The 23,455-nt window shown below is 70.3% G+C and carries 17 protein-coding genes; 15 read left to right on the top strand and 2 right to left on the bottom strand.

The window, feature by feature from the left end:
* Positions 1 to 17: 17 nt before the first annotated feature.
* A complete protein-coding gene (locus tag K5L01_RS12770) occupies positions 18 to 1,115 on the bottom strand; it encodes a dipeptide epimerase (protein ID WP_250064903.1) in 1,098 nt (365 codons plus the stop codon).
* Entirely contained in the window at positions 1,112 to 2,551 is a 1,440-nt protein-coding gene (locus K5L01_RS12765; RefSeq protein ID WP_250064901.1) for a C40 family peptidase, read from the bottom strand. Before K5L01_RS12765 ends, K5L01_RS12770 begins: the two co-directional genes overlap by 4 nt.
* Before the next feature lie 182 nt (positions 2,552 to 2,733).
* Between K5L01_RS12765 and K5L01_RS12760 the strand changes: the two genes are divergently transcribed.
* From K5L01_RS12760 to K5L01_RS12690, 15 genes are all read left to right on the top strand, one after another.
* Positions 2,734 to 4,161, top strand: a complete 1,428-nt coding sequence (locus tag K5L01_RS12760; protein ID WP_250064900.1) for a transglutaminase-like domain-containing protein — start codon at positions 2,734 to 2,736, stop codon at positions 4,159 to 4,161.
* Between the two features lie 51 nt (positions 4,162 to 4,212).
* Positions 4,213 to 7,227 (top strand): TonB-dependent receptor, encoded by a 3,015-nt coding sequence (locus K5L01_RS12755; RefSeq protein ID WP_250064899.1) that lies wholly within the window; start codon positions 4,213 to 4,215, stop codon positions 7,225 to 7,227.
* Positions 7,228 to 7,318: 91 nt separating this feature from the next.
* The gene (gene lysA / locus K5L01_RS12750) at positions 7,319 to 8,599 is read left to right on the top strand and encodes a diaminopimelate decarboxylase (protein ID WP_250064898.1); all 1,281 of its coding nucleotides are present in this window, start codon (positions 7,319 to 7,321) and stop codon (positions 8,597 to 8,599) included.
* Complete coding sequence (locus K5L01_RS12745) at positions 8,596 to 9,351, top strand: N-acetylmuramoyl-L-alanine amidase (RefSeq protein ID WP_250064897.1); 756 nt, start codon at positions 8,596 to 8,598, stop codon at positions 9,349 to 9,351. The genes lysA and K5L01_RS12745 overlap by 4 nt, the downstream gene beginning before the upstream one ends.
* A gap of 150 nt (positions 9,352 to 9,501) precedes the next feature.
* On the top strand, positions 9,502 to 11,061 hold the full coding sequence (locus K5L01_RS12740) for a serine hydrolase domain-containing protein (RefSeq protein ID WP_250064895.1): 1,560 nt from the start codon (positions 9,502 to 9,504) through the stop codon (positions 11,059 to 11,061).
* Between the two features lie 531 nt (positions 11,062 to 11,592).
* The gene (locus K5L01_RS12735; protein WP_250064894.1) at positions 11,593 to 14,490 is read left to right on the top strand and encodes a TonB-dependent receptor plug domain-containing protein; all 2,898 of its coding nucleotides are present in this window, start codon (positions 11,593 to 11,595) and stop codon (positions 14,488 to 14,490) included.
* 134 nt (positions 14,491 to 14,624) lie between these two features.
* The gene (locus K5L01_RS12730; protein WP_250064892.1) at positions 14,625 to 15,359 is read left to right on the top strand and encodes an N-acetylmuramoyl-L-alanine amidase; all 735 of its coding nucleotides are present in this window, start codon (positions 14,625 to 14,627) and stop codon (positions 15,357 to 15,359) included.
* A gap of 25 nt (positions 15,360 to 15,384) precedes the next feature.
* Positions 15,385 to 17,448, top strand: a complete 2,064-nt coding sequence (locus K5L01_RS12725; RefSeq protein WP_250064890.1) for a hypothetical protein — start codon at positions 15,385 to 15,387, stop codon at positions 17,446 to 17,448.
* Between the two features lie 71 nt (positions 17,449 to 17,519).
* Positions 17,520 to 18,224 carry a M15 family metallopeptidase gene (locus K5L01_RS12720; RefSeq protein WP_250064888.1) on the top strand — a complete coding sequence of 235 codons (705 nt, stop codon included), beginning with the start codon at positions 17,520 to 17,522 and terminating at the stop codon, positions 18,222 to 18,224.
* 672 nt (positions 18,225 to 18,896) lie between these two features.
* Positions 18,897 to 19,277 carry a hypothetical protein gene (locus K5L01_RS12715; RefSeq protein ID WP_250064887.1) on the top strand — a complete coding sequence of 127 codons (381 nt, stop codon included), beginning with the start codon at positions 18,897 to 18,899 and terminating at the stop codon, positions 19,275 to 19,277.
* 222 nt (positions 19,278 to 19,499) lie between these two features.
* Positions 19,500 to 19,832: an EF-hand domain-containing protein gene (locus tag K5L01_RS12710; protein ID WP_250064885.1), complete on the top strand. Its 333-nt coding sequence runs from the start codon at positions 19,500 to 19,502 to the stop codon at positions 19,830 to 19,832.
* 132 nt (positions 19,833 to 19,964) lie between these two features.
* Positions 19,965 to 20,720 (top strand): HAD family hydrolase, encoded by a 756-nt coding sequence (locus K5L01_RS12705; RefSeq protein WP_250064883.1) that lies wholly within the window; start codon positions 19,965 to 19,967, stop codon positions 20,718 to 20,720.
* Positions 20,717 to 21,271: a hypothetical protein gene (locus K5L01_RS12700; RefSeq protein WP_250064881.1), complete on the top strand. Its 555-nt coding sequence runs from the start codon at positions 20,717 to 20,719 to the stop codon at positions 21,269 to 21,271. Before K5L01_RS12705 ends, K5L01_RS12700 begins: the two co-directional genes overlap by 4 nt.
* A 117-nt stretch (positions 21,272 to 21,388) precedes the next feature.
* Positions 21,389 to 22,753 (top strand): 2-oxoadipate dioxygenase/decarboxylase HglS, encoded by a 1,365-nt coding sequence (gene hglS, locus K5L01_RS12695; protein ID WP_250064879.1) that lies wholly within the window; start codon positions 21,389 to 21,391, stop codon positions 22,751 to 22,753.
* A 456-nt stretch (positions 22,754 to 23,209) separates the two neighbouring features.
* Entirely contained in the window at positions 23,210 to 23,395 is a 186-nt protein-coding gene (locus K5L01_RS12690; protein WP_250064878.1) for a hypothetical protein, read from the top strand.
* Positions 23,396 to 23,455: the final 60 nt, after the last annotated feature.

The following is a 23,455-nucleotide window of genomic DNA, read 5'->3' as shown; positions in this document are numbered from 1 at the left end:
TGCCGCCGCCCGGGGGCTCACAGCTTGATCATCTCCAGCCCATGCACCTCGGTGATGCCCAGGCCGGGAGCGTCGGTGATGCTGATTTCCGACTCGTTGAAGATGACGCCGCCGCGGACCGGGTTGAACTGGATAAGCGACGGCCCGTCCAGGTCGACCTTGGTGATCGCGCCGGACTTGGCCACCGCCACGTGCACGGCGGCGGCGACGCTGATGCTCGATTCGAGCATGCAGCCGATCATGCAGGGCACGTCGTGCAGCGAGGCGATGTCGGCGACCTTGATGGCGTTGGAGATGCCGCCGGTCTTCATCAGCTTGATGTTGATGATGTCCGCCGCGCGCTGCTGGATCAGGTCGAACACCTGGTGCGGGCCGAACACGCTCTCGTCGGCCATCACCGGGGTGTTGACGCGTTCGGTGACGTACTTCATGCCGTTGATGTCGGCGGCCTTGACCGGCTGTTCCAGCAGCTCGAGCACCACGCCGGCGTTCTCCAGCGCGTTCATCGCGTACACCGCCTGCTTGGCGGTCCAGCCCTGGTTGGCGTCCAGCCGCAGCAGTGCGCGGCCCTCGACCGCGGCATGGATCGCCTTGACCCGCTCGATGTCCAGGCCGATGTCCTTGCCGACCTTGATCTTCAGCGACTCGAAGCCGCGCTCGATCGCCGACAGCGAGTCGGCCACCATCTTGTCGATGTAGTCCACGCTGATGGTGATGTCGGTGGTGATCACCGGGTCGCCGCCGCCGAGCATCTGGTACAGCGGTGCGCCGTGCAGCTGCGCCCACAGGTCGTAGATGGCGATCTCCACCGCGGCCTTGGCGCTGGTGTTGCGTTCCAGCGAGGACTGGATCAGGCCGCTGACGCGGTTGAGGTTGGCGATGTCCTCGCCGATCAGGCGCGGCTTGATGAAGCTGGTGATGGCCTCGATGATCGAGCCGTGGGTGTCGCCGGTGATCACCGCGGTGGCCGGTGCTTCGCCGTAGCCGGTATGGCCGGTGTCGGTGCGTACCAGCACCACGATGTCCTCGACCTTGTCGACGGTGCGCAGGGCGGTCTTGAACGGGGTCTTCAGGGGCACGCAGAGCATGCCCAGTTCGATGTCGGTGATCTTCATTTGTCGGTGTGTGGGCGGATACGCTGGATGTTGGTCATACGGTCGACGTAGCTGGCGGTGTCGCTGGCCATCATCGGCTGCAGCGGCGTCACCGACACGCCATTGAGTTGGGCGGGAATCCGCTTGCCGTCGACGTCGAACCAGCTGCCGCCCGCGGTGTCGTGGATCATCCAGGCCATGCCGTCGGCGTGGCCGATGGTCATCATCACATGGCCGGGGATGTAGACCAGGTCGCCGACCTGCAGTGCATCGACGGCGGCATCGCGTGGCGCCCTGGTATCGCGCTCGCCGAAGGCGATGCGGTCCAGCGCCGGGCTCACCGCCTGCGCGCTGGTGTTGCGCGGCAGCAGCACGCCCGCGCTGCGGTAGATCTCCGAGACGAAGCCGCTGCAGTCGCGGGTGTCGTAGGCATGGCCCCAGCCGTAGCGCTCGCCGAGGAACTTGTAGGCCTGGGTGATCAGCGTGCGCGGGGTCAGCGGCAGGTAGTCGTCGCTGCTGTCCTGCGAGCGCGGCAGCAGCGCCGGCACCAGGGCCAGGCTGCCATCGTCGTTGCGCACCGGCAGCTGGATGACATGGGCGGCGTGGCCCTGCTGGCCGTTGACCGGGGTCATCGCCGGCCAGTCCTCGAGCACCGGCACGCGCACGCCCATGTCCAGCTGCAGGCGCGAGACGCGCGGCTCCTCCGGTGTGTAGGCGGTGGTGGCGGTGGCGCCGGTGATCACCCGGTAGGGGCCCTCCTTGCCGTACCCGAACACCTGTCCGGCATCGCCGATGCCGACGTGGCGCTTCTCGATCCAGGCGACGTAGCGTTCGCTGGCGACCAGCAGCCACTGGCCGTCCGCGCTTTCATGCAGCACGGCCACCGCGTCGCCGGGGAACAGCGCCGATTCCTGGAAGCGGTCGATGTCGGTGTCGCCCTTGCTGGAGAACACGCGCAGGGCGGTGGGGAAGGCGCGCAGGTCGGCGCGATGCACCACCAGCCCGTACTGCAGCGGGCGGCTGGCCGGCACGCGGTCCGCGGCGAGGTTGTCGCCGATCGCCCGCAGCTGCGCCGCGTCGACGACCCTGCCCTGTACGTCGTACAGGGTGCGCGTGGGCAGCGACGAGGTGTCCGCGATCTGCTTGCGCACGAACGCGGCGCTCAGGTCTGCGGGCAGGGCCTGCAGATCGTGGATGGAGCCGTCGAGCGCCCGCATGCGCGCGTTCTGCGCGGCGACGCCTGCGCGGTCCAGGATCGGCCGGTCCGGTTCGGGCAGCTGGGCGACCCAGTGCGCGGCGGACAGGTAGTCCTCGCGCAGGCCGACCACGCCGGCGTAGTCCTGCGGCGAGGCCACCACGGACGGGGCCGCCGAGGCGGAGAGGGGAAGGATGGCGAGCAGCGACCAGCAGGCCAGGGCGAGATGACGGCGGCGGGGCCGCACGGGGACGACGTTCATGAGGACTCCCATGGGGTGCATTGGAATACTTATTCCTTTCTTCTCTGAAATCAAGAATAAATTATTGACCGGCTGCCATGTGCGTGTTACACAACCGTTACCCGCGTGTTCGTGGAAGTGTTGCCGTGGATCCAGCTTTTCGCCACATCCCAGTCGCTTTCAGGCGTGCCCGGTATCGGTGCATGGCCGGCCTGCTGTGTTTTCTGTCGACCGTCGCGGTCGCCGCCGACGGCTTGCCGGAGGTGACGGCGCGCGTGGACCGCGGCGATTTCGCCGGTGCGCAGGCGCAAATCGACGCTGCACTGCAGCAGCCGGCGCTGACCGAGGCGCAGCGCGAAGGCTACCGCTTCCAGCGCGAACGCATGCGCCGCATGCGCATGGATTTCGCCCTGGACCGTGAGCAGGCGATGGCGGCGGTGAAGCGCTACATCCCGGATCTGCGCGACGACGAATTCCGCGCCTGGGACGACGCCGGCCTGATCGAGCATCTGGACATCGACGGTGAGCGCCGCTGGTTCACCCGCGCTCCGTCCAACCTGTTCCGTGTCAGCGACGCCGCGGTCGCCCGTCGCGCCCCGTCGATCGCGCCACCGGCCCCGGGCCCGTTCGAAGTCGTGACTCCGCACCACGTGGAGGTGCTCAAGGCGGCGCAGGCCACCGGTGCCACCAGCGTCGCGCCGCGCCGCATCCGCGTCACCCAGTCGCTCAGGGTCAAGGCCGACGCGGTGCCGGCCGGCGAGACCGTGCGCGCCTGGATCCCGTACCCGCGCGCCATCGCCGGGCAGCAGGAGGACATCCGCTGGCTGGGCAGTGTTCCGGAGGGCGCCCAGGTGGCGCCGGAGGCGACCCTGCAGCGCACCGCCTACCTGGAGCGCACGGCGGTGGCCGGCACGCCGACCGAGTTCTCGGTCAGCTACGAAGTCACCGTGTACGCACGCCACATCGCCATCGACCCGGACGCGGTGCAGCCCACGCCGCAGGATCCGGCACTGGCACCGTACCTGGCCGAGCGCGCGCCGCATGTCGTGTTCACGCCGGCGCTGCGCGAGTTCTCGCGCCGGGTGGTGGGCTCGGAGACCGATCCGTACCGGATCGCGCGCAAGCTGTTCGACGCGGTGGACCGCATCCCCTGGGGCGGTGCGCGCGAGTATTCGACCATCAGCAACATCAGCGACTACGCGCTGCATGCCGACCATGCCGACTGCGGCCAGCAGACCCTGCTGCTGATCAGCCTGCTGCGGCTGAACGGCATTCCCGCGCGCTGGCAGTCGGGAATGGTGTACTCGGACGACGCGGTGGGCTACAGCAACCTGCACGACTGGGGCGCGCTGTACCTGGCGCCGTACGGCTGGGTGCCGATGGACGTGACCACCGGCGCGCTGGACAGCCCGATCCCGGCCGTGCGCGATTTCTACCTGGGCGGGCTGGATGCCTACCGCATCGCCTTCAACGACGATTACGCACAGCCGCTGGTGCCGGCGAAGCGCCATTTCCGTTCCGAGACGGTCGACTCGCAGCGGGGGGAAGCCGAGTGGAGCGGCGGCAATCTCTATTTCGACCAATGGGACTACGACTTCCAGTGGCAGGTGCTGAGGCTGCCGGAACGTTGACGTTGTGCACTACCGCAATACCTCCAACATCTGCAGGAGAGGGGCAGAGAAATGAATAGGAAAATGCTGAAGAAGGCGGCACTCTGTGTCGCCCTGGGCGCGTGCCTGGGCGGTCTGGCGGTTCCGTCCGCACTGGCGCAGAGCGTGACCGGCGCGGTTGCCGGCCGTGCCAGCGCGGGCGACACCATCACCATCACCAACACCGCCACCGGGCTCACCCGCAGCGTCACCGTGGGCCGCGATGGCAGCTACCGCATCGGCCAGCTGCCGCCGGGCGACTACCGCATGCAGGTCAACCGCGACGGTCGCGGCGACGCCGAGCCGCGCGAGGTCAATGTCTCGCTGGGCGGCACCACCACCGTCAACCTGGGCGGCAGCGAAGGCGCGGTGACGCTGGATTCGGTGCAGGTGGTCGGCGCGCGGATCGTCAACCGCGTGGACGTCTACTCGACCGAATCGTCGTTCAACATCAACCGCGAGGAACTCTCGCGCATGCCGGTGGCGCAGTCGCTGGATTCGGTGGCGATGCTGGCACCGGGCGTGGTCGGCGGCAATTCGTCGTTCGGCGGCATCAGCTTCGGCGGCTCCTCGGTGGCCGAGAACGCGATCTTCGTCAACGGCCTGAACGTCACCGACATCTACGACCGCCAGGGCTATTCGGCGCCGCCGTTCGCCTTCTTCAAGGAGTTCCAGGTCAAGACCGGCGGCTACTCGGTCGAGTTCGGCCGCTCCACCGGCGGCGTGATCAACGCCGTCACCCGCTCCGGTTCCAACGAGTTCGAGGGCGGCATGCAGGCGACCTTCGAGCCGAGCGCGTGGCAGTCCCGCGGCCGCGACCACTACCACCCGGGCAGCACCACCGACGGCCACTTCGCCAGCCGCGACGCGTCCTCGTTCATGAAGACCAACCTGTGGGCCTCCGGTCCGCTGGTCAAGGACCGGCTGTTCCTGTTCGCGATGTACGAGGACCGCGACAACCGTTCGCGCTACACCAGCGGCCAGAACGGCTGGGGCACCGGCAAGACCGGCGACGGGTTCTGGGGCGGCAAGCTGGACTGGAACATCACCGACAACCACACCCTGGAACTGCTGGCGTTCTCCGACGACAGCGAGACCAAGACCAAGAGCTACGAGTACGACTGGGCGTCGGCGCGGGTCGGCGACCTGACCGGCACCGGCACCAGCGAGAGCGGCGGTACCAACTGGTCGGCCACCTACACCGGCCACTTCGGGCAGAACTTCACCGCCAAGGCGATGATCGGGCAGAACGAGCGCAAGGCCAACACCCGCGCCGGCGGCGATGACATCTGCGACTTCATCACCAGCAACTCCACGTACAGCAGCGTCCTCGCCTCGATGCCGAACAAGACGCTGGGCTGCGCACCGCAGCGCGGCGTGGACGACATGAAGAACACCCGCGACGCCGCGCGGCTGGACTTCGAATGGGCGCTGGGCGACCACCTGCTGCGCTTCGGCGCCGACCGCGAAGTGCTGACCACCAAGCAGATCTCGCGCTACTCGGGCAGCGGCACCATGTACACCGCCTATGTGCCGACCCCGGGCTCGGAAGTGTTCGGCGGCGCCGGCGTCTACATCCCGGCGGGCGTCACCGAGATGCTGATGGGGCGCTACAACGTGTCCGGCGGCGAGTTCGAGACCGTCTCCAACGCCTTCTACATCGAAGACCAGTGGAACGTGACCCCGAACCTGCTGCTGACCCTGGGCGTGCGCTCGGACAGCTTCAACAACAAGGTCGCCGACGGCAGCTCGTTCATCAAGCAGGACAACCTGATCGCACCGCGCGGCGGCTTCTCCTGGGACATCAAGGGCGACGGCAGCACCAAGCTGTTCGGCAACGCCGGCCGCTACTACCTGCCGGTGTCCAACAACATCAACGTCAACTTCGCCGGCGGCCTGACCGACGAGTACAGCTACTTCGTGCTCGACGGCTGGAGCGAGCAGGTCAACCCGGTGACCGGCAGCCGCTACATGGCACCGATCTTCGGTCCGCAGATCGGGCCCACCGACACCAGCATGAACACCGGCTCGGGCGACCTGCGCCAGAGCGTGTCGCGCGACATCGATCCGGTCTACCAGGACGAGTTCATCCTCGGCTTCCAGTCGATGATCAACCAGGCCTGGTCGTGGGGCGTCAACGCGACCTACCGCCGCATGCACCACGTGGTCGACGACGTGCTGATCAACCACACGCCCTGCGGTCCGACCGGCCGCAACCTGTGGGTGATCGGCAACGGCGGCGAGAACATGACCATCTGGGGCGACCCGTCGATCGGTTGCGCCACCGAGGGCTGGATCACCATCGACACCTCCAAGGACGGCTACATCAAGGGAGGCAGCAACGAGGTGGTGGGCTACAAGAAGCCCAAGCGCACCTACAAGGCGGTGGAGTTCCAGATCGACCGCGCCTGGGACGACAAGTGGATGTTCAACGCCTCGTACCTGTGGTCCAAGAACGAAGGCAACCTGGAAGGCCCGGTCAACTCGGACACCAACTTCGGCTCCACCGGCATGGTCCAGCACTACGACCACCCGGCGGTGAACGAACGCTACGGTGTGCTGTTCAACGACTTCCGCCACCAGTTCAAGTTCCGCGCCGGCTACCAGATCAACGAACAGTGGTCGGTCGGTTCCACCCTGCAGGTGCAGTCGGGCGGCCCGATCACCGCCTTCGGCGTGACCTGGCCGGACGACAGCCTGGCCGCCGGCAGCTTCGCCACCGAGGGTTCGGGCGGCGGTTCCGGCTGGCTGTGCAAGGCCCAGTGCGGTTCCTGGGACACCCGCGAGCTGGAGTACAGCCCGCGCGGGGCCTTCGGGCGCCTGCCGTGGACCTGGAACATGGGGGCGAACGTGACCTGGCGCCTGCCGGTCGACGGTGTCGACCTCAGCGCACGACTGTCGGTCTACAACCTGTTCAACAACCAGACCGTCATCAACGTGCACCAGCGCTACGAGGCCGCACCGGGCCAGATGCGCGATACCTTCGGCACCGGTACCCGCTGGCAGTCTCCGCGCTACACTCAGCTGGTCGTGACCTGGAACTTCTGACCAGGTCCCGCGCAGTACGTCCGCGGAACTGCGGTTGTGAGTTCCCCCACTGGCGGCCCCTCTAGGGCCGCCATCTTTTTGGAGCGCTACCTTGGAACAAAGGGTTACACGACTTGGCACGAACGGCCTGCCGGAAGCATTCCAGCAGGTGGACCTGGCCGCCCTCGCCGCCCGCGAAGGCACGCCGCTGTATGTGTATGCGGCGCCGGCGATCCGGGAACGGGTGCGGGGGCTGCGCGAGGCCCTGGCCGGACTGGACGCGGGCATCCGCTACGCGGTCAAGGCCAACGGCAACGGCGCCGTGCTGCGGCTGCTGGCCGAGGAGGGCGCCGGTGCGGACATCGTGTCCGGCGGGGAACTGCAGCGTGCGCTGAGGGCCGGGATCGCGGCGGCCGACATCGTGTTCTCCGGGGTCGGCAAGTCCGATGCGGAGATCGCGCTGGCGCTGGAGGTCGGCATCGGCCGGTTCAACATCGAGTCGCGCGCCGAACTGGACGCCATCCAGCGCATCGCCGCCGCCCGCGGCGACCGCGCGGTCGCGTCGGTGCGGATCAACCCGGACGTGGACGCGCAGACCCACGCCAAGATCTCCACCGGCAAGGCCGAGAACAAGTTCGGCGTCTCCATCGACGAGGCCCGCGCCTGGTTCGCGGCCAAGGCGCAGTGGCCCGATGTCCAGCTGGACGGGCTGCACATGCACATCGGCTCGCAGCTGCTGAGCCTGGACCCGGTCCGCGAGGCGCTGGCGCGCATGGCCGCGTTCTGGAAGGAACTGGACGCCGCCGGCCACGCCATCGCCAGCATCGACGTCGGTGGCGGCCTGGGCGTGCGCTACCGCGAGGGCGAACACGCCCCGGACGCGCGCGAGTACGCCGACGCCATCGCCCGCGCGCTGGCCGGCTTCCGCGGCCGCATCCTGGTGGAGCCGGGCCGCTGGCTGGTGGCCGAGGCCGGCCTCGTGCTGACCCGCGCGATGCTGGAGAAGCACGGCGAGCAGCGCAGCTTCCTGGTACTGGACGCGGCCATGAACGACCTGCTGCGGCCCAGCCTGTACGACGCCTGGCACGACATCGTGCGCATCGGCGGTGCGGACGGGCGCGACGCCACCACCTACGACGTGGTCGGCCCGGTGTGCGAGACCGGCGATACCTTCGCCACCGGCCGTACCCTGCCGCGCTGCGAGGCCGGCGACCTGGTGGCGATCCTCGGTGCCGGCGCCTATGCGGCGTCCATGGGCTCGACCTACAACTCGCGGCCGCTGCCGGCCGAGGTGATGGTCGACGGTGCCCGCTATGCGGTGGTGCGCCGCCGGCAGAGCCTGGAGGAGATGCTGGGCGGCGAGCAGCCGGCCACCGACTGGAAGACGCCGTGAGCCAGGCGGGGTCCCGCGCACGGCCGCTGCTGGCCGTGCCGCTGGTGCTGTTGCTGGCGGCCTGCGCCCACCACAACCCGCTGGCGACGTGGGCGCCCTCGCCGAACTTCGACGCCCGCGGACCGGCGCTGGTGGTGCTGCACTACACCGCCGGGCGCAGTGCGCAGGAGAGCCTGCGCACCCTGCAGACCGCCAACAGCGGCGGCCGCGTCAGCGCGCACTACCTGGTGGCCCGCGACGGCACGCTGTACCAGCTGGTCGACGAGCACAAGCGTGCCTGGCATGCCGGCCCGGGGCGCTGGGGCACGATCACCGACGTCAACGCGGCCTCGATCGGCATCGAGATCGACAACGACGGCCGGTCGCCGTACAGCGAGGCGCAGATCGCGCGCCTGATCGTGCTGCTCGAGGACCTGGTCCAGCGCCTGGGCATTCCGCGCTGGCAGGTCATCGGCCACGAGGACATGGCGCCGGGGCGCAAGATCGATCCGGGCCCGCTGTTTCCCTGGAAGCGCCTGCACGATGCGGGTTTCGGGCTGTGGCCGGCGCCCGCCGCGGCACCGGCGCCGCCCGGGTTCGACGGCTGGCTGGCGATGGCCGCGATCGGCTATCCGCTGGACGACCGCGCGGCCGCACTGCGCTCGTTCCGCCACCGCTTCCGTGGCATCGATGTGCAGGGCGCGGAGCTGGATGCCGAGGACCTGCGCATCCTCCACGACCTGGCCCGGCAGCGCCTGCACCCGGGCGGTTGAACGGCGCCCCGCGGCGGCCGGAGCCGCCGTGGGGTGATCGTTGCGGCGGCAACTTTCCGGCGCGCGCGACCGGGCCTTTTGGCACCTGCCGGCATGGCCGCGGCTGCGGCAGCATCGGGACCACGACCGCTGTTCCCGGATTCCGACCCCATGCCGTTCAAGCCTCTCCTGCTGTGCCTCGCCCTGCTTCCCGGCCTTGCCCATGCCGCCGCTCCGTCCGCCGCCGATGCGGCGTTCTACGACAGCGCCGTGCAGCAGGCCTTCGACCATTACCGGTTGCCGGGCATCGCGGTGGGCGTGATCGAGGACGGCAAGGTGGTGCAGGTCGTCACCCGTGGTGAACTGGCCGTCGGCGAGGGCCGCAAGGTCGGTGCCGACAGCCTGTTCAAGATCGCGTCCAACACCAAGGCGATGACCGCGGCGGTGCTGGCGCGGCTGGTGCAGGACGGGCGCCTGCGCTGGGACGATCCGGTGACCCGCCACCTGCCGACGTTCCGCATGTACGACCCCTGGGTGACGCGCAACATGCAGGTGCGCGACCTGCTGATCCACAACAGCGGCCTGGGCCTGGGCGCGGGCGACCTGATGCTGTGGCCGGAGCCGAACCACTTCAGCCGCGAGGACATCATCGCCGGCCTGGCGCACCTCAAGCCGGCCGGCAGCTTCCGCGCCGACTACGCCTACGACAACCTGCTGTACGTGGTGGCCGGCGAGGTGGCCGCGGCCGCCGCCGGCACGCCGTACGCGCAGCTGGTGCGCGAGGAGGTGTTCGCGCCGCTGGGCATGGACCGCTGCCAGGTGGGCGAGTGGTCGCCGGCGGCGGTGGGCGACGTCGCCCAGCCGCACTACCGCCAGCAGGACCGCAACGTGGTCGGCGGGCGCGACGGCGCGCACGCGACGGACTTCCCGTCGATGGCCGCCGGCGGCGTGCGCTGCAGCGTCAACGACATGCTGCGCTGGATGCAGGCGCTGCTGGATCCGGCGCGGGCGCCGGGCTGGCTGGAGGCCGACCAGCGCCGCGCGCTGTGGACCGCGCACATGCCCATGCCGATCGGCCAGCGCCAGCGCGACTGGGACAACGCGCACTTCAGCGCCTATGGCTACGGCTGGCGCCTGTCGGACATGGACGGGCAGTGGAAGGTCGCGCATACCGGCACCCTGTCCGGCATGTACTCCTCGGTGGCCCTGCTGCCGGACCTGCGCAACGGTGCGGTGGTGTTGATCAACGGCGAGGGCGAGGCGGCGCGGACCGCGCTGATGCAGGCGCTGCTCAAGCACTGGACCGCGCCGGCCGCCGGGCACGACGTCCTCCACTATGCCGGCCTGCTGGACCGCGACGCCGCGCAGCGCCGTGCCGACGGCCACGTGCGTCCGGCGATGTCGCCCGCGACCGCGGTGACGGCGGACGATCTCGGTGGCGATGCCGGGATCTGGGCCGACCCCTGGTTCGGCCGGATCACGCTGTGCCCGGCCGACGGCGGCGTGGTGTTCGCCGCCGAGAAGTCGCCGGCGCTGCGCGGAGAGGTGATGCGCTCCGACGGCCGCCCCTGGGTGCAATGGCAGGACCTGGGCGAGGACGCGGAGGCCTGGCTGCGGTTCACGGGCGAGGGCGCGCAGCGGCGGCTGGAAATGCGCGCGATCGATCCGGACATCGACTTCAGCTACGACTACCAGGACCTGGCGTTCCGCCGGGTCGGCGACTGCCCCTGAGGGCGGCCGGAGTACGGCGGACGGGGAGCGCGGGTGCCGGCCCCGTTCCCGGGGCGAGCGCACACGGAATTTGTGCGGCGCATCGCGAAAACGGCCTTATCCCCTATTCAGCAAGCGCATGTACGGCGTTTATTGACCGTCTGATCGGCGACATGTTAAACAGATGTGAATCCAGGTTGAACGCGGTGCGTGAGCCTTCACGCACCGGGTCGCACGACCGTCCCGCCTGCCGATCCGGCCGGAGGGAAGGGCGGTGCGCCTGGGTCGGGACAGGCCGTCGCAGAGCCGTCCTGTGGCGGGCCGGCAGTCAGGGAAGCGTCCCGGCACAGTGATCCATGGAAGGCGAGGTGCGGCCCCGGGGAGGTGGCGCGTATCCATGCAATGCCTTGGCGGCCCGGTGCCGCCCCGTAGGACGGATCCAGAGCGGACCTTCCGGCCTGATGTTCCCGCCCGCGCGATGCCGGCGGGGCGGGCCGATCCCCATCGATCCGGTAGCAGCTGCAGTACCCCCCCTTTGGAGAGAGATAACGCATGTCCGTCCTGTCACGTCCCCCACGACGCCACCACCTGAGCGCGGCGCTGCTGCTGGCGCTCGGCACCCCGGCCGCCGCCTTCGCGCAGACCACCGACGCGGGCGCATCCGACGCCCGCACCCTGGACCGCGTCTCGGTCACCGGCTCGCGCATCCAGCGCACCGACATCGAGGCCGCGCTGCCGGTCACCATCATCCAGAAGGCCGAGATCGAGGCGCAGGGCATCACCTCGGCCGAACAGCTGCTGCAGCAGCTGAACATCGCCAGCAGCGGCCCGGACAGCCTGGCCGCCAACAGTGGCATCGCCCCCCCGGGCACCCGCGGCAACAACGGCGTCTCCGGCGCCAACTTACGCGGCCAGGGTGCCGACGCGACCCTGGTGCTGCTCAACGGCCGCCGGGTGGCCGCGCACGGCCTGGCCGGCCAGGTCGTGGACCTGAACTCCATCCCGTTCGCCGCGATCGAGCGCGTGGAAGTGCTGCGCGACGGCGCGTCGGCGGTCTACGGCACCGACGCCATCGGCGGCGTGATCAACTTCATCACCCGTGACAACTACCAGGGCATCACCCTGACCGGCGGCGCCGACGTCACCCAGGAAGGCGGCGGCAACATCTACCACGCCAGCGTGCTGGGCGGCTGGGGCGACCTGGACGACGACCGCTGGAACGTGTGGGCCGCGGTCAACGTCAAGAAGAACAAGATCCTGCGCGGCAACCAGCGCGATTTCGCCAACAGCTTCCAGCCCAGCCGCGGCCTGTCGCCGGATTCGCGCGGCACCCCGTTCGCCACCCTGGTCACTGGCAGCGCCGCTTCCAACAGCGACGACAACCTCATCGGCACCGGCCTGATCGATCCGGTCACCGGCCTGACCAAGACCTCGATCAACACCCTGGACCTGCCCGGCGGCCCCGGCTGCGAGAGCGGCGGCGACATGATGGGGCCGTACGACGACAAGATCTGGGCCAGCCCCGGCGCCAGCTTCGCCTGCGCCTGGGACTATGGCCGCGCGCGCACCATCCAGCAGCCGGTGGAAAGTGTGCAGGGCATCGGCCGGGCGACTTTCAAGATCGGCGACAACCATGAGTTCTTCGCCGAGTTCATGGGCTCCAAGGTCACCTCCAAGCGCCAGTTCGAAGCGCTGCAGATCACCACCCGCACCAACCCCAGCGACAGCGCGCTCGATGCGTACGAGCTCAACGCCAACACCCAGGCGACCTACGACGCGATCTACGACCAGCTGCTGGGCTACTTCGGCAACCAGGCCGGCCTGAACTACGGCAGCCCGATCGCCTACCGCTGGCGCTGCGAGATCTGCGGCACCCGCCAGATCGAGACCAGCACCAAGGCCTACCGCCTGCTGTTCGGCCTGAACGGCAGCGTCGGCAGCTGGGACTACAACCTGGGCCTGTCGCGCGCGCAGAGCGATGCGGAATCGCGTACCGCCGGCGGCTACTACTACACCCCGCAGCTGAAGGCGGCCCTGAAGAACGGCGTGCTCAACCCGTTCCTGATGCCCGGCCAGAGCCAGTCGCAGGCGGCCTACGACGCGCTCGCCGCGGCCGATGCCAGCGGCCTGCAGCTGTACAGCGGCACCACCGCCACCACCACCTTCGATGCCAGCTTCAGCGGCAGCCTGGGCTTCAAGCTGTGGGGCGAGGAGGACGTGCAGGCCGCGGCCGGCGTTGACCTGCGTCGCGAGGAGTACGAGTTCACCGGCCCTCAGGAATGGGCGGACGGCGATGCCTACGTCTACGGCCCGCCGGGCGACTCGGCCAACTACATGCCGAAGAAGACCCGCAACGTGAAGGCGGTGTTCGCCGAGTTCAACCTGCCGGTGGTGGACAGCCTGGAGGTCAACCTGGCGGTGCGCCATGACCGCTACGACGGCTTCGGCGGCACCACCAATCCGAAGTACTCGTTCAAGTGGCAGCCGATCGACTGGCTGGTGTTCCGCGGCTCCTACAGCACCGGCTTCAAGGTGCCCGACTTCGCCAAGCTGTTCCGCGGCGTCACCGAGACGCTGTACACCGGCCTGGACCTGGCCGATCCGGCGGTCTGCCCGAACGGGCAGTACAACCCGGACGTGCCGGCGTGCAGTGCGCAGATCCGCCCGGACATCATCTCCGGCGGCAACGTGCACCTGAAGCCGGAGGAAGCCGAGCAGCGCAGCCTGGGCTTCGTGCTGGCGCCGAACGGCAACTTCAACGTCAGCGTGGACTGGTGGGAGATCGAGCGCACCAACACGATCCGCAGCGGTTTCAAGCTGACGGACATGACCGCCAACTACCCGCTGTACGCGGAGAACTTCATCCGCGACGCCAACGGCAACATCACCGCGATCGACAACCGCTACATCAACACCGGCGGCACCCTGACCCGCGGCATCGAGCTGGACGCCAACGTCCGCGGCGAACTGGCCGGGGGCAACTGGAACGTCCACCTCAACGGCAACTACCTGGACACCTTCAAGACCAAGAGCTTCGACAGCGTGCCCTACAGCAGCAACCTGGTCGGCGAGTACGAGCGCTACTTCAACCTGCCGATCAAGTGGAAGCACACGCTGGGCCTGGGCTGGGCCAAGGGCGACTGGGCGCACACCCTCACCCAGGTCTACCGCGGCGGCTACAAGGACTGGCGTCCGGGCGGCGTCGTCAACGGCTATACCCCGGAGCACTGGGAGCCCAAGGTCGATGCCTATGTCACCTACAACTACAGCGTGACCTGGCGCGGCATGGACAACCTGAAGGCGACCTTCGGCATCCGCAACCTGCTCAACACCGACCCGCCGTTCACCGTCCGCTACCTGGACGATGGCGATGGCGCCGGCTGGGAAGCGCGCGTGGCCGATCCGCGCGGGCGTTCCTTCAACGTGCTGCTGGAATACACTTTCCAGTGACGCGTCCACGGGCCTGACGTCGAGGCCCGGGCGCCGCCGCCGGGAAACCGGCGGCGGTGTCGCCCCCCTTCCGGCCGCGGCAGGCGGCGGTCCTGCCCGGCATCGCGCACGCAGCGTCCGCAAGCGAGGCCCTGATGAACCCGTTCTCCCGACTGTTGCTTCCCGCCACCCTGCTGGCCCTGCTCGCGGCCTGCGGACACGCGCCGCCACGCAACCCGCTGGCGACCTGGGTGCCGTCGCCGAACCAGGACGAACGGCGCCCTAACCTGATCGTCATCCACTTCACGCAGCAGCAGTCGGTCCAGCAGAGCCTGGACACCCTGCGCGGCCGCAACAGCGGCGGGCCGGTCAGTGCGCACTACCTGATCGGCAGCAACGGCGAGCGCTACCAGCTGGTCAGCGATGCGCGCCGGGCCTGGCATGCCGGTGCCGGCAGCTGGCGCGGCCTGACCGATCTCAACTCGGCCTCCATCGGCATCGAGCTGGACAACGACGGCCGCTCGCCGTTCCCGGACGCCCAGGTGCAGAGCCTGCTGGTGCTGCTGGAGGACCTGTGCACGCGCCTGCGCATCCCGCGCAGCCAGATCATCGGGCACCAGGACCTGGCGCCCATCCGCAAGCCCGATCCGGGCCCGCTGTTCCCGTGGAAGCGCCTGGCCGAGGCCGGGTTCGGCCGCTGGCCGGCCGCCGATGCGCCGCCGGCGCCGTCCGGCTTCGACCCCTGGTCGGCGCTGCGCGTGATCGGCTATCCGCTGGAGGACCGCGCCGCCACCGTCCGCGCCTTCCGCAACCATTTCCGTGGACAGGACGGTACCGAGCTGGACGCCGAGGACCTGCGCATCCTGCACGCGCTGGCCGGCGACGGCTGAGGGCGCGGCCGTGGCAGGCGGGCGCATGGCATTTTCCTACCGCAACGGGTGTCTGGCGATGAGCACCTTCCTGGGCATGGCGATCGGTGCCACGGCCGCGGCCGACGGTGGCCGCCTGGGCCTGCCGCCGTCGCCGGCCTCGGCCGAATTCGTGCAGCAACGCACCCAGTTCCAGCTGCATGCGCTGCTGACCGAACAGCGCCATCCCCGGACCTGGAACCTGAGCGAGGTGGCGGCGGACGATCCGGCACAGGCGCTGGCGCAGCTGTTCGCGGTGGACGAGGACGTGGCCCGCGCCTTGGCCGCGCTGGCCGACGACCCGCAGCGCAGCGCCGACCTGCATGCGGCCTCGGCGGCGGTGCAGCGCGCGCTGCGCGAGGGCCACCGCCTCTATTTCTACGGCACCGGGTCCACCGGCCGCCTTGCCGAGACCCTGGAGAGCGGCCTCTGGCGTCCCTTCTGGAAGCGCATGCAGGCCGACCCGGCCTGGCCGCACCTCGCCGGCCGCCTGCCGGCGGACCTGGGCGACCGCGTACGCGGGCAGATCACCGGCGGCGACCGCGCGCTGATCAGTTCGCTGGAGGGCTTCGAGGACCTGCAGCTGATCGGCGCACTGCAGATGCGCGACGACGGCATCGGCGCCGACGACGTGGTGTTCGCGGTGACCGAAGGCGGCGAGACCTCGGCGGTGATCGGCACCGCGCTGGCCGCCGCGGGGCAACGCGGCGAAGGCAGCGACCGTGTCTGGTTCGTCTACAACAACCCGGACGACGTGCTGCGCCCCTTCGAGCGCAGCCGCCAGGTGCTCGACGACGCGCGCATCCGCAAGGTCGCGTTGCCGACCGGGCCGCAGGCGATCACCGGCTCCACCCGCATGCAGGCCACCACCACCAGCCTGTACGTGCTGGGCCTGGTGCTGGAAGACGCGCTGCGCGCGCTGCTGCTGCCGCAGTTGCCGGCAGCCGACGCGCAACGCCTGGGGCTGGACCCGCGCGACAGCATCGAAAGCCGCCTGCGCGGCTTCGCCGCACTGCAGCGCAGCGTGGCCGCCAGCGCGCCGCAGTTGGCGCAGTGGACCGTGCGCGAAGCGCAGGCCTATGCCGACGGCCGCCATGCCACCTACCTGGCCGGCGACACCCTGATGCCGGTGTTCGTGGACGTCACCGAGCGCGCGCCGACCTTCCGGCTGGCGCCGCTGGACCGCACCGACACCCGGCCGCCGGCCTCGTGGATCCGCGTATGGGCGCCGGTGGCGACGCCGCAGGCGGCCTGGGACGCACTGCTGCACCGTCCATTCCACGGGCTGAATGCCACGCGGTACGGCCCGCAGTTCGCGCAGAACGTGGACGATCCGGCGCTGCGCGACACCGCGCTGCACAGCCTGGAGCGTGCCGGCGCCGAGCAGCAGGCGCTGTACGACCTGTCCTGGTCGCCGGGCAACCGCGCGCGCCTGGCGCCGCAGCCGGGCGACCTGGGCGTACTGCTGCGCTACGCCGACGAGCCGGTGGCGGCGCTTGCACGGCAATGGTGGCAGGCCGTCGGCAATGCCGGCGCCGGCCGGCTCACCGTCACCGTGGGCCAGGGTGCGGCGTCCGGCGACGCATCGGAGACACTGGACGGTGCCGCATCGGGCATCGCCCTGGACCTGCCGCGGCGGAACGATCCGCTCGGCCTGGACCGTACCCTGGCGTTGAAGATGCTGCTCAACGCGCACTCCAGCGCGGTGATGGCGCGGCTCGGCCGCACCGTCGGCAACACCATGACCGCGGTGCAGCCGGGCAACCTGAAGCTGATCGGGCGCGCCACCTACCTGATCCAGTCGCATGTCAACGCCACGCTGGACGCCCCGGGCTGGCGCGCGCGCCACGGCGCGGTCGCTGCGCTGACCTACGCCGAGGCCAATGCCGCGCTGTACGAGGCGATCGCACAGCGCCCGCGGTTGGCCGGCGCGACGCCGCTGCCGGAGGTGGAGCTCGCGATCGTGGCGCTGCTCGAGCGCCTGCGCGGCGACGCGCCGCTGGACTGGGACGCGGCCGCCCGGCAGCTGCGCGCACAGGGCTTGAACGCCTACCTGCGCGCACAGCAGTGAATTCCGGCGCCGGCTTGCGCGCGCGCGGACGCGCATCGATGATGGAGCGGCACCCCTCACGAGGTACCGCCATGTCCATTCCCCGCTGCCTGGGGCTGTCGTTGTTGTCCGCGTGCGCCGCGACCGCGGCCGCCGCTCCTGCCGTGTCGCCCGCCACCACTCCGGCCGAGGCCGGCATGCTCGACGTGGCCACGCTGGCGCCCGGGTTCTCGCTGGACATGCGCTATGCCGGCAGCGACAACTTCACCGGCCGGCCGGTGCCCGGCTACGACGCGCCGCGCTGCTATCTGCTGGCGCCGGTGGCCCAGGCGCTGGCGCGCGTGCAGCGCAGCCTGCAGGCGCAGGGCCACGCGCTGCGCCTGTACGACTGCTACCGCCCGGTGCGCGCGGTGCAGTCGTTCGTCGTCTGGGCGCATGATCCGGCCGACCAGCAGGCCAAGGCACGCTATTACCCGAACGTGGACAAGGACCGGCTGCTGGACGGCTACATCGCCGAGCACTCCGGCCACAGCCGGGGCGCGACCGTGGACCTGGGCCTGCTCGACTGCCGCAGCGGCACCTGCGAAGAAGTGGACATGGGCACCGGCTTCGACCGTTTCGACCCGCTGGCGCACACCGACAACCCCGACATCAGCGCCGCGCAGCGCGACAGCCGGCGACAGCTGCTGGATGCCATGGAAGCCGAAGGCTTCGCCAATTACCCGATGGAGTGGTGGCACTACACCTTCCAGCCCGAGCCGACCCCCGGCACCGCCTACGACTTTCCCGTGCGCTGAGCGCGGACCGCGGCAGCTTGCCCTGCGGCGCGGGCAGCGCCCCGCCGCAACCCGCCCGCGAACGCCCCGCCGGGCAAGGCCCGGCGCTACAGAGCGGGGGGCTTTCCATGGAAGCCGGGTTTCCCGGGCCCACCCGCCATCGGTCCACTCCCCGGTAGAGCGGGGCAGCGCTCCGCTGTGGCCTGCGCATGAACGCCCGCCGGGCAAGGCCCGGCGCTACAGAGCGGGGACTTCCATGGAAGCCGGGTTTTCCGGGCCCATCCGCCATCGGTCCACTCCCCGGTAGAGCGGGGCAGCGCCCCGCTGTGGCCTGCGCATGAACGCCCCGCCGGGCAGGGCCCGGCGCTACAGAGGGGGGGCTTCCATGGAAGCCGGGTTTCCCGGGCCCAGCCGCCATCAGTCCACTCCCCGGTAGAGCGGGGCAGCGCCCCGCTGTGGCCTGCGCATGAACGCCCCGCCGGGCAGGGTCCGGCGCTACCGAGGGGGGGCTTCCATGGAAGCCGGGTTTCCCGGGCCCAGCCGCCATCAGTCCACTCCCCGGTAGAGCGGGGCAGCGCCCCGCTGTGGCCCGCGCGGGGTCCTCCCGCCGCAGGCCCTCCACCGCCGCGTCCCGGAGGGCGCCGGCGTTGCCGGCTACACTGCGGCTCCCGTCCGTTGCCACGACCGAAACCGATGAACCTGGAACTGCACTTTGGCTTGTTGGGCTCGCTGGAGGCGGCGGCGATCGCGCTGGGCCTGGGCTTCGTGCTGTTCGCGCTGTGGTGGCCGGTCTGCCGCCGCGCCGGGTTGTCGCAGGGGCATGCGCTCGGCTGGGCCAGCCTGGCGGCGATCGCCCTCGGTGCCGGCGTGGATGCATGGAACCTGTTCTATCTGGGCATGGTGCGGCTGGAGTCGCCGCTGTACGCGCGCCTGGCGCTGGCCGGCATCCACGATCCCGACCAGCTCGGCACGCGGGTGCTGCTGGAGATCACCGGCGCGCTGGTCGGCGTGGGCCTGGGATGGCGCGCGTTCAGTTACAGAAACGCGGCGGAAAGGGACAACGCGGCCGGCTGAGCGGTCATGATCGGCGCGTTGCGGCCATGGGTGGAACGATCGAATGACGGTTTTACCTGCGACTCACGCCGCACTAACCGAGGGGGTAGCGGCTTGCCGCGGCGGAGTGGTTAAACCGGTGTCTGCATGGCGGTCGCGGGGGGCGGGCGATTCAGGCCGGGCTTGCGAGGGTGGGGCCGTGCGGATTCACCGCGCTTCCCCCAAACCGCAGGAGGACACCTGATGACCGTTCGCAACCGCAACCCGCTGATCGCCCTCGTTGCCGCCGCCGGCGCCGTGCTGGCCATGCCGGCGATGGCCCAGCAGGAGATGCAGGCGCAACCGACTCCCCAGGCGCAGGAACAGGCGCCGGCCGCGCAGCCGGCGCAGGCCGCGGCCAGCGGCAACGACCAGTCCTGGGACAGCCTGGACACCGATGGCGACGGCAAGATCAGCCGTGCCGAAGCCCAGGCGCACCCGGGCCTGGCGCAGATCTTCGATGCCGCCGACACCGACAAGGACGGCCAGTTGACCCCCGAGGAATACCGGGCCTACACCGCCTCGCAGCAGAAGTAGGCCGCGGCGGCACACCCACCGATGGACGAGGGAGGAAAGCGGCCGCAGGGCCGCTTTCCTCTTTCCGGCGACGCCCGGCAGGCGCCGGCCGCGGCGGTTACGCCGGCACCGGGCGGTTGCTATGCTCCGCGCATGACCCACCGTGCTTCCCCTCCCGTCCCGGTAGCGCCGTCCATCGGCCTGGTCGGCTTCGACGGCGACGACACGCTCTGGAAGAGCGAAGACTATTACCGCCAGGCCGAACAGGACTTCGAAGCCGTCCTCGGCCACTACATCGACCTGCACGATGCCGGCACCGCGCGCCACCTGCTGGCGGTCGAGCGCCGCAACCTGGAGGTGTTCGGCTACGGCGCCAAGGGCATGACCCTGTCGATGATCGAGGCCGCCATCGAATTGACCGGCGAGCGCATCTCCGCCGCGCACCTGCGGCAGATCGTTGAGATCGGGCGCCGCACCCTGCAGCATCCGGTCGAGGTGATCGATGGCGTGCGCGATGCGGTGGCGGCCATCGCCGAGCGCTGGCCGGTGGTGCTGATCACCAAGGGCGACCTGTTCCACCAGGAACAGAAGATCGACCGCTCCGGCCTGCGCGACCTGTTCCCGCGGATCGAGATCGTCTCCGAGAAGGACCCGGCGACCTACGCCCGGGTGCTGGCCGAGTTCGCACTGCCGGCCGAGCGCTTCGTGATGGTCGGCAACTCGCTGCGCTCGGACATCGAGCCGGTGCTGGCACTCGGCGGCTGGGGCGTGCACACGCCCTACGCGGTGACCTGGGCGCACGAGGCCGAGCACGGCGTGTCCGAGGACGAGCCGCGGCTGCGGCTGGCGGATACGGCGCGGCAATGGCCGGGCGCGGTGGCCGCGATCGAGGACGGGCCGGCGCGGTGAGGCTGCCCGTGCCGCTGCCGCGCAGGGCCGTCCGCGCCGCGCTGCTGTCCGCCCTGCTGGCATGCTCCGCGTTGCCGGCGGTTGCGGCGGACGAGGAGGAAGGGGCCGCGTTCGGCTATGTCGCCGGCACCGGGGATGCCTGGCTCGACCGCCAGCTGGCCGACGTCAACCTGTATGCCGAGCGCTATCCCGAGGCCTTCGTCGACGAGGTGGTGCGCTATGGCGGTGCCCGGCGCGGCTATGTGGAGGCGCTGATGCAGCGGCACGGCTGGCTGCCCGGGGACGTCTGGTTCGCCTGTTTCTGGGGCCAGGCCATCGGCGCCAGCTGCCGCGAGCCGGTGCAGGCGCGCAGCCGGCACCCCGGCGACGGGTGGCGCCAGGTGGTGGAGCAGCTGGCGGTCGCGCCGGACAACCTGCACTGGCGTGCGGTGCGCCAGGCGCTGGTGGCCAGCTACGACCACTGGGACCGGCCGCTGCGTCTGGACGCGCTGCTGCAGCGGCAGCTGGGCGACCGCGCCCAGCGCGATGCCGCCGCCCGCGAACGCGACTGAGCGCCCGCCGGCGCACTTCCGGCCTGCGGCCGGAAGTAACCGATGCAATGGATGACCCGGCCCCTGCATCCGGGCGAAAATGGGCGTTTCCCCCACTGCTGCGCCGCGCGCCCCGACATGACCGCCGAACGTTTCGCTTCCCCCGACCATATCCGCAGCCTGTTCTCGCAGGCGATGTCGCACATGTACCGCACCGAAGTGCCGCTGTACGGCACCCTGATGGAGCTGGTCGGTGCGGTCAACGACGACGTCCTCGCCGCGGAGCCGGCGCTGGCCGCGCAGATGGCGCGCAGCGGCGAGCGCGAGCGCCTGGACGTGGAGCGGCATGGCGCGATCCGCGCCGGCACCGCCGAGGAGCTGGCCACCCTGCGGCGGCTGTTCGCGGTGATGGGCATGCAGCCGGTGGGCTACTACGACCTGTCCGTGGCCGGGGTGCCGGTGCATTCCACCGCGTTCCGGCCGGTCGATGGCGAGTCGTTGAACCGCAACCCGTTCCGGGTGTTCACCTCCCTGCTGCGGCTGGAGCTGATCGAGGACGCGGCGCTGCGCGCGCAGGCCGCCGACATCCTGGCGCGCCGCCGGATCTTCACCCCCGGCGCGCTGCAGCTGATCGAGCAGTGCGAGCGCGACGGCGGCCTGGGCGAGGACGATGCCTGGCGCTTCGTGGTCGAGGCGCTGGAGACCTTCCGCTGGCACAACGCCGCCACCGTGTCGCTGGAGACCTACCACGCGCTGCATGCCGCGCACCGGTTGGTGGCCGACGTGGTCAGCTTCCGCGGCCCGCACATCAACCACCTGACCCCGCGCACGCTGGACATCGACGCCGCGCAGGACGCGATGCACGCGCGCGGCCTGGCCGCCAAGGCGGTGATCGAGGGTCCGCCGCGCCGCGCCTGCCCGATCCTGCTGCGCCAGACCAGCTTCAAGGCGCTGGAGGAGCTCGTGCACTTCCCGTCGGGCGCGGACAATGCCGCCGGCACCCATACCGCCCGTTTCGGCGAGATCGAACAGCGCGGCCTGGCACTGACGCCCAAGGGCCGGGCGCTGTACGACACGTTGCTGGCCCAGGCCCGCGAGAGCGGCGGCGCCGGCAGCACCGGCGGCGACTACCCGCAGCGCCTGCAGGCCGCGTTCGCCGGGTTCCCCGACGACCATGCCACCCTGCGCCGCGAGGGCCTGGGCTATTACCGCTATGCCCTGACCGACGCCGGCCGCGCCGCGCCGGCGGCCGAGCGTGCGCTGCCGGCCGAGGTGCTGATCGAACGCGGCCTGGCCCATGCCGAGCCGATCATCTACGAGGACTTCCTGCCGGTCAGCGCGGCGGGCATCTTCCAGTCCAACCTCGGCGGGGAGGAGCAGCGCGCCTATGCCGCCCGCGCCAACCGCGACGCGTTCGAGCAGGCGCTGGGCGCACCGGTGGCCGACGAGTTCGCAATCTACGAGCGCCTGCAGGCGCAGTCGCTGGCGCAGTTGGCGGCCTGATCCACGGCGGGCCTGTGCCGGGCAAGCCCGGCACCTACGCGACTCCGCCACCTCGCAGCCAGCGGGGCTTGCCCCGCTGGCCGCTGTCTTGGTCTTGGCTGCCGCTTCGGTTGTTGCCGCGGCTTTCGACCTCCCGGCCGTAAAGCGAGCCGAGCACCGCCGTGGGGCGGGGACGAAGAGGCGCAGGTATTTGGGCGAAGCGAGGGGTGCGCCGTCCCCCGGCCCGCGAGAAGCGCAGGGGACCGGTGCGGCGCAGCCGCATCGGCTCACGTCCCGGCTGTGCGTGACCCGCCATTCGGCTGTTGAAAAGGCTCCTCTTTGCTCGTGCAAAGAAAAGGTAGCCAAAAGAAAGCACGCCCTGCCTTCGCGCCCAACGTGCTATGCGCGTCGGGTCCACCCCGTTGCCGGGATTTTTCGACACGAGATCCCTGTCGTGTCGAAAAACGACGTGGATCCATGCACGTCGCCCTTCGGGTTTTTCCCGCCGGCTCCGTCGCTGCGAAGGGAGCCCGGAAGTCGAAAGCGAGGAGCAACGGCACAATCACGGGCAACGGCAACGGCAACGGCAACGGCAACGGCAACGGCAACGGCAACGGCAACGGCAACGGCAACGGCAACGTGCCGCGACGACGACTTGCGTAGTGCCGGGCAACGCTCCGGCAGAGGCGTTCCCGGCTACGTTCCAGTAGGGCGTTGCGCCCT

Source organism: Stenotrophomonas mori (assembly GCF_023556335.1).
Lineage (GTDB): Bacteria > Pseudomonadota > Gammaproteobacteria > Xanthomonadales > Xanthomonadaceae > Stenotrophomonas > Stenotrophomonas mori.
This window is presented reverse-complemented; position numbering and strand designations above follow the sequence as displayed.

Coding starts and splice junctions, on each gene's coding strand:
- K5L01_RS12770 (WP_250064903.1), bottom strand. CDS start 1,115: ATGAAGATCACCGACATCGAACTGGGCATGCTCTGCGTGCCCCTGAAG.
- K5L01_RS12765 (WP_250064901.1), bottom strand. CDS start 2,551: ATGAACGTCGTCCCCGTGCGGCCCCGCCGCCGTCATCTCGCCCTGGCC.
- K5L01_RS12760 (WP_250064900.1), top strand. CDS start 2,734: ATGGCCGGCCTGCTGTGTTTTCTGTCGACCGTCGCGGTCGCCGCCGAC.
- K5L01_RS12755 (WP_250064899.1), top strand. CDS start 4,213: ATGAATAGGAAAATGCTGAAGAAGGCGGCACTCTGTGTCGCCCTGGGC.
- K5L01_RS12740 (WP_250064895.1), top strand. CDS start 9,502: ATGCCGTTCAAGCCTCTCCTGCTGTGCCTCGCCCTGCTTCCCGGCCTT.
- K5L01_RS12735 (WP_250064894.1), top strand. CDS start 11,593: ATGTCCGTCCTGTCACGTCCCCCACGACGCCACCACCTGAGCGCGGCG.
- K5L01_RS12730 (WP_250064892.1), top strand. CDS start 14,625: ATGAACCCGTTCTCCCGACTGTTGCTTCCCGCCACCCTGCTGGCCCTG.
- K5L01_RS12725 (WP_250064890.1), top strand. CDS start 15,385: ATGGCATTTTCCTACCGCAACGGGTGTCTGGCGATGAGCACCTTCCTG.
- K5L01_RS12720 (WP_250064888.1), top strand. CDS start 17,520: ATGTCCATTCCCCGCTGCCTGGGGCTGTCGTTGTTGTCCGCGTGCGCC.
- K5L01_RS12715 (WP_250064887.1), top strand. CDS start 18,897: ATGAACCTGGAACTGCACTTTGGCTTGTTGGGCTCGCTGGAGGCGGCG.
- K5L01_RS12710 (WP_250064885.1), top strand. CDS start 19,500: ATGACCGTTCGCAACCGCAACCCGCTGATCGCCCTCGTTGCCGCCGCC.
- K5L01_RS12705 (WP_250064883.1), top strand. CDS start 19,965: ATGACCCACCGTGCTTCCCCTCCCGTCCCGGTAGCGCCGTCCATCGGC.
- hglS (WP_250064879.1), top strand. CDS start 21,389: ATGACCGCCGAACGTTTCGCTTCCCCCGACCATATCCGCAGCCTGTTC.
- K5L01_RS12690 (WP_250064878.1), top strand. CDS start 23,210: ATGCACGTCGCCCTTCGGGTTTTTCCCGCCGGCTCCGTCGCTGCGAAG.